8 protein-coding genes are annotated in these 11,426 nt (G+C 71.4%); 2 read left to right on the top strand and 6 right to left on the bottom strand.

Going from position 1 to position 11,426, the window contains the following annotated elements; genetic code table 11:
• The first annotated feature begins 124 nt into the window (after positions 1-124).
• A complete protein-coding gene (locus NR792_RS13425; protein ID WP_375761613.1) occupies positions 125-1,810 on the top strand; it encodes a TldD/PmbA family protein in 1,686 nt (561 codons plus the stop codon).
• Here the strand turns inward: NR792_RS13425 and NR792_RS13420 are convergent.
• The 3 genes from NR792_RS13420 to NR792_RS13410 are packed head-to-tail and all read right to left on the bottom strand — an operon-like array spanning position 1,807 to position 6,856.
• Positions 1,807-4,899, bottom strand: a complete 3,093-nt coding sequence (locus tag NR792_RS13420; protein WP_375760437.1) for an alpha amylase C-terminal domain-containing protein — start codon at positions 4,897-4,899, stop codon at positions 1,807-1,809. The genes NR792_RS13425 and NR792_RS13420 overlap by 4 nt on opposite strands.
• Positions 4,900-4,937: 38 nt before the next feature.
• Positions 4,938-5,909 (bottom strand): hypothetical protein, encoded by a 972-nt coding sequence (locus NR792_RS13415; RefSeq protein ID WP_375760436.1) that lies wholly within the window; start codon positions 5,907-5,909, stop codon positions 4,938-4,940.
• A gap of 11 nt (positions 5,910-5,920) precedes the next feature.
• Positions 5,921-6,856 (bottom strand): metalloenzyme, encoded by a 936-nt coding sequence (locus NR792_RS13410; RefSeq protein WP_375760435.1) that lies wholly within the window; start codon positions 6,854-6,856, stop codon positions 5,921-5,923.
• Positions 6,857-6,888: 32 nt separating this feature from the next.
• Here NR792_RS13410 and NR792_RS13405 point away from each other — a divergent pair, with 32 nt between their 5' ends.
• Entirely contained in the window at positions 6,889-7,974 is a 1,086-nt protein-coding gene (locus NR792_RS13405; protein WP_375760434.1) for a DUF4388 domain-containing protein, read from the top strand.
• 47 nt (positions 7,975-8,021) lie between these two features.
• Here NR792_RS13405 and NR792_RS13400 read toward each other — a convergent pair whose 3' ends face one another.
• The 3 genes from NR792_RS13400 to murQ form a co-directional block, all read right to left on the bottom strand.
• Complete coding sequence (locus tag NR792_RS13400) at positions 8,022-9,167, bottom strand: ATP/GTP-binding protein (RefSeq protein WP_375760433.1); 1,146 nt, start codon at positions 9,165-9,167, stop codon at positions 8,022-8,024.
• Positions 9,164-10,327 carry an anhydro-N-acetylmuramic acid kinase gene (locus tag NR792_RS13395; protein WP_375760432.1) on the bottom strand — a complete coding sequence of 388 codons (1,164 nt, stop codon included), beginning with the start codon at positions 10,325-10,327 and terminating at the stop codon, positions 9,164-9,166. Before NR792_RS13395 ends, NR792_RS13400 begins: the two co-directional genes overlap by 4 nt.
• A gap of 141 nt (positions 10,328-10,468) precedes the next feature.
• Positions 10,469-11,416, bottom strand: a complete 948-nt coding sequence (gene murQ, locus NR792_RS13390) for an N-acetylmuramic acid 6-phosphate etherase (protein WP_375760431.1) — start codon at positions 11,414-11,416, stop codon at positions 10,469-10,471.
• Between the last annotated feature and the right edge of the window lie 10 nt (positions 11,417-11,426).

The raw sequence follows: 11,426 nt of genomic DNA, 5'->3' as shown, positions 1-11,426 counted from the left end.
GAGGGTCCTCGCTTCACGCCAGGCGCGTGGGGGGAGGGCCCTCGCCTGTTTTTCGCTACAGTGCGCGGCCGTGCCTGGCGAATCCCGTCCCCTGTTCCCGCTGTTCGTGGCCGCGTCCCTCCTGATGGGCGCGGCTCCCGCGTCCGACCCTCGTGCCCAGCTGCTGGACGCGATGGGCGCGGAGCTCCAGCGCAACCAGCAACAGCTCAAGGTGACCGGCCATGAGGCGCCGTACTTCCTGAGCTACGGCGTGAAGGACTACCAGTCGCGGTTGATCATCGCGCGCTACGGGGCGCTGTTCCAGGACGACGACTACCGCGAGCGCAAGCTGGGCGTGGACGTGCGCGTGGGCAGCTACGAGTACGACAGCTCCGTGGCGGACTCGTTGGACTTCGGCTTCAGCACCAGCAAGGGCTCCAGCTTCACCGCGCGCAAGGACGGGCCGCAGGACGACTCGCCGCTCGCGCTGCGCACGGCGCTGTGGCTCGTCACCGACGAGAAGTACAAGGCCGCGCTCTTCCAGTACCTGAAGAAGAAGGGCGAGGACGTCTACACGGTGGAGGACCCCAAGCGCCCCGCGTCCTTCTCCAAGGAGACGCCGGCCACCTACGTGCAGCCGCCGGTGGCCTTCCCGTTCGACCGCGAGAAGTGGCGCAAGCTGGCGCGCGAGGTGTCCGCGCGCTTCAACGCGCACCCGGAGCTGTTCGACTCCGAAGTCCGCATCACCGCGGACAAGGCCACGCGGCTGTTCGTGTCCTCGGAAGGCACGCGCCTCATCACGGAGGAGACGCTCTACGCGCTCCACGTCTCCGCGGTGACGCGCGCGCCGGACGGGCAGCTCTTGGACAACTCGCGCAGCTTCTACCTGCCCACGGAAGCGGGGATGCCGGACGAGGCCAAGGTCCACGCGGCGGCTCGGAAGGTCATCGACGAATTGCTCGCGCTCCGGCAGGCGCCGGCCATCACGCCGTACGCGGGCCCCGCCATCCTGGCGCCGGAGGCCGCGGGCGTGCTCTTCCACGAGACGCTGGGCCACCGGCTGGAGGCGGACCGGCAGGACGGCGACACCGACGGCAAGACGTTCAAGGGGCAGGAGGGCAAGCAGATCCTCCCGGCCTTCCTGTCGCTGCGGGATGATCCGTCCAGGCGCGAGGTGAACGGCGAGCCGCTCAACGGCTACTACCTCTACGACGAGGAGGGCGTGAAGGGGCAGCCGGTGAGCCTGGTGGAGAAGGGCGTGCTCAAGGGCTACCTGATGAGCCGCCACCCGGTGGAGGGCTTCCCGAAGTCCAACGGCCACGGGCGCGGGCAGGGCACGCTCCAGCCGGTGGCGCGCATGGCGAACCTCATCGTGGACAGCACGAAGCAGGTGAGCGACGCGGAGCTGAAGAAGCTGCTCATCGCGGAGGCGAAGCGGCAGGGCAAGCCGTACGGGCTCATCATCCGCGACATCACCGGCGGCAACACCAACACGTCCAGCTACGGCTACCAGGCCTTCAAGGGCGTACCGCGCATGGTGTACCGCGTGGACGTGAAGACGGGCGAGGAGACGCTGGTTCGCGGCGTGGAGATCGTCGGCACGCCGCTGTCGTCGGTGAACCGCATCCTCGCCACGGGCCAGAAGCTGGGGGTGTTCAACGGCTTCTGCGGCGCGGAGAGCGGCAACGTGCCCGTGTCCACCGTGGCGCCCGCGGTGCTGCTCCAGGAGCTGGAGCTGCAGCGCACCATGGAGGGCAAGGACCGGCCGCCGCTGCTGCCCAGCCCGGCCGCCTCGTCGAAGCAGGCGGCCGGTGCGGACGCGAAGCGCTAGCCGACCTTCTTCATCACCACGTAGCCGCCGGCGGGGATGTTCACCGGGGTGTTCCCGCCGTTGAGCGTGGCGCCGTAGTTGCCGAAGTTGCCGCCGCCGTACACCGCGGCGTCGCTGTTCAGCACTTCCTTCCACTGCCCCGGGGGCAGCGGCAGCGAGTAGCCCTCCAGGTTCTTCTTGTTGAGGCTGCCCACCACGAGGAACTCCTCGTTGCCCGACTTGCGCGTGAAGGCCATCACGCTGTCGTCGTTGTGGGTGTAGACGCGCTTGACCTCCGCCGCCGCGCTGAAGGCGTTGCTGCTGTTCCGCAGGCCGATGGCGTCCTTGTAGAAGGCGAAGGACTGCCGGCGGGTGACGTCCAGCATCGCGTCCCTGCGCTCGGAGGCGGGCAGGGCGGCCACTTCCGCGAACAGCTTCTTGTCGTCCGCGGAGAAGGCCTTGTACGCGCTGTCCTTCGCGCGCGCGTCCGGGGACAGCTCGAAGAGGCGCTCGTAGGTGGCCTTGGTGGTGTCGTTGAACGTCACCTTGCCGAAGTCCACGCCCTTGCCCACGTCCTGCCAGCTCCAGTCGCTGTCCCAGGTGGACGGGTTGCCCCACTTGAAGGAGTTCTGGGCGCCGAACTCGTCACCCTGGAAGAACATGGGGATGCCGGGGCCGGCCATGCCGATGCCGGCGGCGAAGCGGGCGGCGCCGCGCGCCCAGTTGTCCGGGAAGTCGGTGGGGTTCTCTCCCTCCGCGGTGTCCAGGGTGCGCTCGGCGTTCCCCACCTCGTCGTGGTTGGAGATGATGGACAGCGCGTGCTTCCAGCCGTCCAGGCCGCGCGGGTTCGTCATCAGGTTCACGAACGCGTCCACGTCCGTCTTCATCCCGCGCGCGGCGGCCTGCACCAGGCCCGGCTTGCTGTTGTCGCGCACCAGCCGGTGCTGGAACTCCGTGTACCACTGCGCGTCGAAGCCGCCGCCCGTGCCGTCCGGCTTCGCGGGGCGCGAGATGTCCGGCTCGTAGTCGAACTGCTCCGCCACGGTCCACACGTCCGGGTTGAGGAAGTGCACCTGGCGGTTGATCTCCCGGAGCATCTCCCAGCCGTCCTTGCCGCCCGTGCCCTTGATGGGCTCCGTGAAGTCGAAGCGCAGGCCGTCGAACTTCAGCTCCGCCACCTGCTGCACGGCGTGGTCCACGAAGAGCTGCTTCACCTGCGGCGTGTTGTACGCGGGCACGGCGCCCCACGGCGTGTCGCGCTGCTCGAACTTGCCGGGCTCCTTGGACCAGTTGAAGTAGGGGTTGCTGGGGCCGCCCACGTTCCACAGGCCGTTGTGGTCGCCGAAGACGTGGTTGTAGACGACGTCCGACACCACGTTGAGGCCCTTGCCGTGGGCCGCGTCGATGAAGCGCTTGAGGGCCTCATCCCCCTCCACCCACTGGCCCGTCTCGTCCTCGAAGCCCAGGGAGCTCTCCGAGGCCAGGCTGTTGACGCCCAGGTAGCCCCAGTTGCGCGCGCCCTCCACCTCGTTGGTGGGCAGCAGCTCCAGCGTGGTGACGCCCAGCTCCTTGAAGTAATCCAGCTTCTTGATCAGGTCCTCCATGGTGGAGCGGTTGGAGTTGCCCGCCTCACCCAGGAAGCTGCCCGCGTGCAGCTGGTACACCACCCACTTCGACGGGTCCTTCTCACGCGGGACGTCGTCGTTCTTGAACTGGAACTTCGTGGGGTCGGTGAGCACGGAGCCGCGGAAGGACACGCCGCTGCCCGTGGTGATGAGGTCGCTCCACGGGTCGTTCTCCGACGACGCCAGGCGCTCCGTGTCGGAGAGCTTGCCGTCGTGGTTCACGTCGTCGCGCAGGTGCAGCTTGCCCTGGGCGTCCTTGTCGAACACCTGGAACTCGTAGCGCAGGCCCGCCAGCTTCTCCGGGTCGTTGACGAGCGCGGTCCACGCGCCGCCCTGGTTCGTCATCTTGATGCGGCCGTCGTCGGTGACGTTGCGCGACCAGAAGTCGTTGAACTTCCCGCCGCGCAGCTTGTCGATGAGCGTGTCGTCGAACTTGCCCAGCCGCTCCTGCAGCTGCGCCTTGTTGAGCGGGTTGCCGTCGCCGTCCTTGAGGACCAGGTACGCGCTGTCCGCGTCCCCGGCGTCGTCCACGTCGAAGCGCATCAGGCCGGTGGCGCCGGTGAAGTAGCGGTCCACCTCCTTGCCGCGCGTGGGGTCCAGGTAGAGCCGGTCCAGACCGCGCTGCTCGCCCATCATCCGGCGCGCGTAGGGGTCCGGCCGGTCACTCACGGCGCCGGTGGAGTCCACCACCTCGTAGACGTAGGCCTTGCCCTCCATCCGCGCCCACGCGCCCTTGGCCTGCGCGCTCCAGTTGCCGCCCTCGTCGCGCGCCATGGGGATGCGCTGCTCGCGGCCCTGCTTGTCTGTCACCTTCACCTGCACGGCGCGCGCGTCCGGCGCCCAGAACTTGAAGGACACGTCCTGGCCGGAGCGCTGCGCGCCCATGGAGTGGTACGTCGTGGGCGAGTAGGACGCGGTGGGCTTGGACAGGTCCAGCTTGAGGTTGCCCTCGCCCATCACCGCCCACTGGTCCTTGCCGGACGGGCCGTCCACGCTGACGCCCCACTCCCAGTTGCGCGCGAGGCCGTCGTCCGCCACCTTCACCGTGGCCTCGTACTTGCCGTTGCCCAGCGGCTTCATGGGGATGCCGCCGGAGGACCACTGCGCGTCGAAGCGGCCGTCCGCGTCCCAGCTGCCCTTGAGCTTCGGGTTGGTGAGCTTCGCGTGCGGGCCCGCGTCGTAGGTGAAGGTGATGGTGCGCGTCGTCGGGTTCGCCACCGTCGCGCTGTTCTTCACGGCGGAGGTGGGCGCGGCGCCCAGGAGCGCGCTCGCGTTGGCGGAGCGGGCCAGGTTGCCGGTGCCGGCCACCGGGGTGCGCGCGCCCGTGGCCGGAGCGGACTCGAAGCCGGACTGGTTGCGCTTCGCGGCGGCGGCCTTCGCGGCGGCGGCCTTCTGCTGCGCGGCCAGCTTCGCGGGATCAACGGAGGAGGAACCCGAGGTGGGGGACGAGGAGATTTTCGGGCGGTTGATTTTCGAATCAGTCACGGGGGAGACCTCCGGCGGCCCACGCATAGCGGGCTTGCTCAACTTGTCGGACTTGGGGCCCCCGGAGTTGTGTCCGGTGGCGCGGGAGTGGGCGAATGTGGGGCAGATGACGGCGGAACCGATGGATTCCGAGGAATTCCGCGCCCTTCGGGGCGAGGACGGGCCGGTGGTGGGGTCAACCGGCCCCCCTTGAAGCCGCGCAGGTACACGTAGCGGCGGAAGTCGCGCAGGAAGGCATCCACGGGCAGGCCGATGGACTCCTGGAAGCCGCCGGTGAAGTCCTGGCCCCGGCGCATGGCGGTGAGGACGCCCCGGATGCGCGCCTCGCCGTAGCGCTCCATGAGGAAGGTGAAGGCGTGGTGGGCGGCGCCGTACACGGTGGCGTTCTCGGTCTCGTAGAGGGACTCGGCGCCGGCGAGCGGATCCGCCTGGGGGGAGTCGTGGAGGAAGCGGGCCAGGTCCTCCAGGCTGGGGACGCGGTAGCCCTGGCCGGCGGTGTACGAGGCCATGCCCTCGCTGAACCACAGGGGGATGCCCTTCTTCGTCCAGTCCGACACGGAGGCGGACGCCTGCCACATGAGGCTGTGGGTGAGCTCGTGCAGGAGCAGCTCGTCCACCTGCTTCTGCGTGGCGCCGGCGCTCGTCCACGTGCGGGGGCTCTGGACCTCCACCTGCTCATAGCGGGCCCAGGCGCGCAGGAAGGCGTAGCCGGGCCGGCGGGCGGCGCGCTCCAGGGCGGCGTGGTTGGGGTGGATGACCAGGGTGACGGGCTCGTGGAAGGTGCCCCAGCGGGCCAGGCGGGGCCCGGCGTGCTTCACCGCCAGGCGGACCATGTCCGCGGCCTGGGCGTCCTTCTGGGCGTGCGCGAAGCGGAACTCACCGCCGGGCAGCGCCAGCGTGGCGGCGGGGTTGACGGCCTTCTGGGGCACGGAGGCGCACGCGGAAAGGAGGACCGTCGTCGCGAGCAGGGCGGGCAGCAGGCTCCATCGTCCGGTACCGCCCACCCTCATCCCACGTCCCTTCAGTTGGCGCCGAGCCAGCGCACCACGGCGCGGCCCACGTCCGCGACGGTGGAGAACGACGCTACCTCCGGAGCGCTGGGGCCGAAGTAGAGCATGGGCACCGCGTGCACGGTATGTCCTCGAACCGACAGGTCCTCCACGTTGCCGTGGTCACTGCACACCAACACGCGCGCGTCGTGTGGGCGCGTGGCGGCGACGGCGCGCAGGAAGGCGTCGAAGGTGTCGAGCGCCAGGCGAGCGGCCGTGAAGTCCTGCGCGTGGCCGGCCTCGTCGGCGAGGTAGTGCTCGAAGAAGGTGAAGTCCGCCTGGCCCGCGATGCGCCAGAAGAGGGCCGCGGCTTCGCCCGGCGTGCGGTAGGGCACGTCCAGTCCGTGCGCGCGTGCGTTGGCGCCGGTGATGTCGTGGGTGAGCCCGTCATCCGCCCGCGCGTCGTCCAGCGTGCGCAGGAGTTCCTGGCCCGCGGCGAAGGCGAGCTTCGCGGCGGAGGGGCGCACCTTGCGCGCGGCGCGTTCCGACAGGGTGAACTCCGGCGGGGACGTGGACGGGCGCCGGGGGACGCCGAGCGCGTCCAGGTACGGCGCGGGGTACGCGTTGGCGAAGGTAGCGGTGCGGCCCGCGGCCTTGAGGCGCCGCACGATGGAGCGCTCCGCGAGCAGATCCCTCAGGGCGGTGTTGGGGTAGCCCAGCACATGGCCGCCCACGAGGACGGGGGCGGGGTCGCCGGTGAGGATGGCCGTCTGGTTGGAGGCGGACTGGGGCCGGCCGGGCACGCCGAAGGTGGGGTCCACCGCAAGGCCCACACCGCCGTGGGGCAGGACGGGGGTGGGGGCGTCCTGGAACCAGGCCAGGAGGTGGTCGCGGTCCGCGAGCGGGTTCACGGCCGGGTCCTTCCGTCCGATGCCCACCCCATCGATGAACAGGACCGCGACGCGCACGGCTTGGGACTGTATCCTCGAATCCGACACGCATGGCCATCCACGGCGACCTCTTCAGCTACCCGCTCCCCGAGTTCCTTCAATGGCTGGACAGCTCCCGCAAGACGGGGACGTTGCAGCTGTCGTGGGAGGCGGGCGAGCGCAAGTTGTTCCTCCTGTCCGGCCAGGTGGGCGCCACCGCGAGCGAAGGGCTGCGCGGCCGGGTGGCCCGCCTGCTGTCGCTGCCGAAGCTGGCCACGGGCACGCGCGTGCTGGCGGCCTTCGACGAGCTGGCGCGCACGCCGGACGTGGACGCGGCCTTCGACGCGCACGGCGTGCAGGCGCGCTGGGTGAGGGACCTGGGCCGCGAGGAGCTGTTCGCGGCGATGACGGACCTGACCATCGCGGGGCAGGGCACGTTCCACTGGACGGAGGACGCGGACCGCACCGGTGAGGACTGGGTGCCGTCCGACATGAGCATCCGCGAGCTGCTCTTCGAATCCCTGCGCTGGGTGGACGAGCAGGGGGACGTGGACAAGGCGCTGCCCATCGACGCGCTGAGCGTGAAGGCGCTGGCGCCGCCCAGCCCCAGCCAGCCCCTGATGCACCGGATCATCCTGGCGCTGACGACGACGCCGCAGAACCTGGGGCGGCTGCGGCTGTCCATGGGCGTGTCGCGCTCGTCGGTGACGCGCCGGGTGCACGAGCTGTTGCGCGCGAAGCTGGTGGAGGTGGACGGCGCGCCGCAGGTGGAAGCGGATCCGGTGGCGGAGATGCTGGAGAAGGGCGCGGTGCTGATGCGCGAGGGCCAGTACGACGCGGCCGGCATCGTGTGCGCGTCGCTGCTGGCCAGCGACCCGGCGGACCGGCGCGTGCGCGAGTTCGCGCGCCTGGTGCAGCGCGAGCACGTGGCCGCGCTCTACGCGGACCTGCCGCCGCTGGTGGTGCCGCAGCTCATCCAATCCCCGCAGACGATGGTGATGCTCAAGCCGGAGGAGCGGCAGATCGCCGGGCTCATCAGCGGGACGTGGGACGTGTCCACGCTGGTGCTGGCCAGCCCCGCGCGCGAGCTGGAGACGCTCAAGACGCTGGCGAAGCTGCACCGCATGGGCTTGTTGCAGCTCTCGTATCCGCGCTGAGGTGAAGCCGGTGGGCACGGCCTGCGAGCCGTGCCCCGGCCGTACCGTCACCCGGCGGTCGGAAGCCCCACGGCGTTGAGCCGCACGAAGACCTGCATCAGGACGTAGAGCGCGAAGGCGGCGTCGTCCACGCGCAGCTGCGGCAGCGTGGACAGGCCCTGCAGGCGCAGCAGGTCCGAACCATCCACGTGCAGCAGGAAGGCCTGCTGGGCCAGGGAGCCCTCACCCGCGAACGCCATCGCGCGCCGGACGGCGTCGGTGCAGGCGGTGACGCAGGTGGTGTAGTCCCCGGCGATGAAGGCGGCCTCCGCGGCCCGGGCGTGGTCGAAGAGGTCCCCGGGAGCCAGCGCGCTGGTGGGCCCCAGCACCTTGCTGCCCGTGTTCGCGGAGACGACGGGCACGGCGGCGGGCTCCACGCGGGGCGGGGCGGGCGCCGTCAGCGTGCGGGGCACGGGCGTGGCGGAGATGGCGGCGGCGGTGGAGCCCGTGGAGGCGGCCGGCGTCGCGGCCGGAGGCTGGCGGTGGTGCAGGTGCTGCGCGAGCTGCGCCTCCAGGCCCGCGGGGGCGCTGCCGGGCGCGGGCGGCGCGGGGCGGGGCGGCGGGACGATGCGCTTGGCGCGCAGGTCCTTGATGACCAGCCGGGTGATGGTCTTGAGCGTGTCCATCACGCCGCGGCCGCTGGTGGCGGCCGACTCGAAGTCGGGGACGCCGCGCGGGTTGAGCTCCCGGCGCAGCTCCTCCACGGAGAGGACGTTGTCCAGGTCCCGCTTGTTCCACTGCATCACCAGCGGGAAGCGGTCCAGCCGGATGCCGTTCTCCAGGAGGTTCTCCTCCAGGTTGGCCAGGGACTCGCGGTTGGCGTCCATGGCCTCCGCCTGCGAGTCCGCCACGAACACCACGCCGTCCGCGCCCTGGAGCACCAGCTTGCGGGTGGCGTTGTAGAAGACCTGTCCGGGCACGGTGTAGAGGGCCAGGCGCACGGAGCAGTCGCCCACGCGCTCCACCTTCACGGGCAGGAAGTCGAAGAAGAGCGTCCGGTCGCCCTCGGTGGCGATGGACATCATCTCGCCGCGGTGGGCCGGGCGAACGGTCTCGTAGACCTTTCGCAGGGTCGTCGTCTTCCCCGACAGGCCGGGGCCGTAGAAGACGATCTTCGCGGCCACTTCGCGGGCCATCAGGTTCACGCTGCTCACGGTGTCAGCTTACCTAGAACGACTCGGCGCCTCGCGCCAGTTGCGGGGCGAACATTCGCGGGCGTCCCGGCCCGGTGCTCGGCCGCGAGCAGGGCGAAGAGGGCCGCCTCCTTCGCCTCCTCCGGGAAGCCCAGCACGTCCAGCCGCTCCAGCGGCACCGGGGCCAGCCGCGCCCGCAGGTCCGCCATGAGCACCGGGTTCCGCGTCCCACCCCCGGAGGCATACACCGCCTCCAGCCGGGGGAAGCGGGGGTGCACCCAGGTCTCGAAGGCGCGCGCGGTGGCCTCCACGGTGAAGGCGCGCGCGGTGGCCATCAGGTCGTGGGGCCGCTCCGGGGCCGCCTTCCAGAGCCGGTCCACCAGCGCCTCGCCGAAGCCCTCGCGACCCGCGCTGCGCGGTGGGGGACGGGCGAGGAACGGGTGCGCGAGCAGCTCCTCCAGGAGCCCTGGAATCACCTGGCCCCGGGAGGACAGGCTCCCGTCCCGGTCGCACCCGAGCTGTCCCTGCGTCACCCTGCGCGCCAGGCCGTCCAGCACCATGTTCGCGGGGCCGGTGTCGAACGCGAGCGTGTCGTCCAGGTGCTCGCCCACGACGCTCACGTTGGCGATGCCGCCCAGGTTGAGGAACGCGCGCGTGGCGTCCGGCCGCTCGCGGTTCCGGAAGACGGCCCAGTCCAGGTAGGGCACCAGCGGGGCGCCCTGGCCGCCCACGGCCATGTCGCGCGTGCGGAAGTCGCTGACGACGGGCAGGCCGGTGCGCTCGGCGATGACGTCCGCTTCGCCAATCTGGAGCGTGGAGGCGATGGGGGACAGGTCCGGGGGCAGGTGGGCCATCGTCTGGCCGTGCGAGCCGACGACGTGGATGTCCTCGGGCTTCACGCCCGCGCGCGCGATGACGGCGAGGACGGCCTCGGCGAAGCGCTCCCCCAGCTCGAAGTTGAGGGCGCAGAGGCTCCGGGCGTCCTGCGGCCCCAGGACCCGCGCGACGAGGTCCGGGGAGAAGGGGCGTGAGACGTGCGCGATCAGCTGGAGCGTCACGTCCGCGCCCGTGCCCTCCACGCGGCACAGGGCCGCGTCCGCCGCGTCCACGCTGGTGCCGGACAGCACGCCCACGCACAGCCGGGGCGGCAGGGAGGGGGAGGGTGGCGTGGCGGGGCGCATGCTCCAAGTCTAAAGCCCGGCACCCACGCTCGCCGGACCCCCGCCCGGCGGGCACCCCGTGTGTCTGGGAATGACGCTCTTCGGAATGCTCCCTGTTCGGGTTCCGGCAGTCCTCGGGCCCTCGTCCTGGACCGCGCCGCGTCAGGGCCGGGTGCGCGGGCGCGGCTTTCTCACCGAAGCCGCTCGGGCCTTCGCCGGGCGCTCGAGCCCTCGCAGGCCCGCGTCCTTCAAGCGGCGCCGCGCCTGGGCCGCCGGAAGCTCCGTGAAGTGCATGGCCAGCGCCAGCTTCACGTTGTCCCCCGCGGCTTCGAGCAGTGCCGCTGCCCGCGCCGGAGGCAGGTCCGTCAGCTCCGCCACCATGCGCACCGCGCGGGCCCGCAGCTTCGCGTTCGTCGCACGCACGTCCACCATGCGTCCCCGGTACACGTGGCCCAGCGACACGAACGCCGCGGTGGTGATGGCGTTGAGCACGAGCTTCGTCGCCGTGCCCGCCTTCAGCCGCGTGGAGCCCGCCACCACCTCCGGCCCCGTGCGCGCCAGCACCACCGTGTCCGCGCGCATGAGCGGCCCGGGCGGGTTGCAGCACACCAGCACCGTGCGCGCCCCACGCTCGCGGGCCGCGTCCAGCGCGCCCCGGACATACGGCGTGGAGGCGGAGGCGGTGATGCCGCACACCACGTCCCGCGCTGTCGCCCGGAAGGTCCGCACCGCCCGGGCTCCCGCGCCGACGTCGTCCTCGGCGCCCTCCACGGCGCGCGTCAGGGCCTTCCGGCCGCCAGCGATGGCCGCCTGGACCCGCGTCGCGGGGACACCGAAGGTGGGGGGACACTCGCTCGCGTCGAGCACGCCGAGCCGTCCGCTGGTGCCCGCGCCCACGTAGAGCAGCCGGCCGCCAGCGTGTAACGCTTCCGCCACGGTCCGGGCCGCCGTCGCGATGGACGGCAACGCCTCACGGACCGCGCGGAGCGCGATCAGGTCTTCTTGATGCAACCGTCGGACGACCGCCTCGACAGGGAGGAGGTCCAGGTCATCCGCACGGGGATGGAGCCGTTCGGTGGGCGGAAGCGCGGACTTTCGAGCGCGCGTCATGCCCACCGGA

The sequence above is a fragment of the Corallococcus exercitus genome (assembly GCF_042231735.1).
GTDB lineage: Bacteria > Myxococcota > Myxococcia > Myxococcales > Myxococcaceae > Corallococcus > Corallococcus exercitus_B.
The sequence above is the reverse complement of the archived record's forward strand: the minus strand, read 5'-3'. Positions and strand labels throughout refer to the sequence as shown.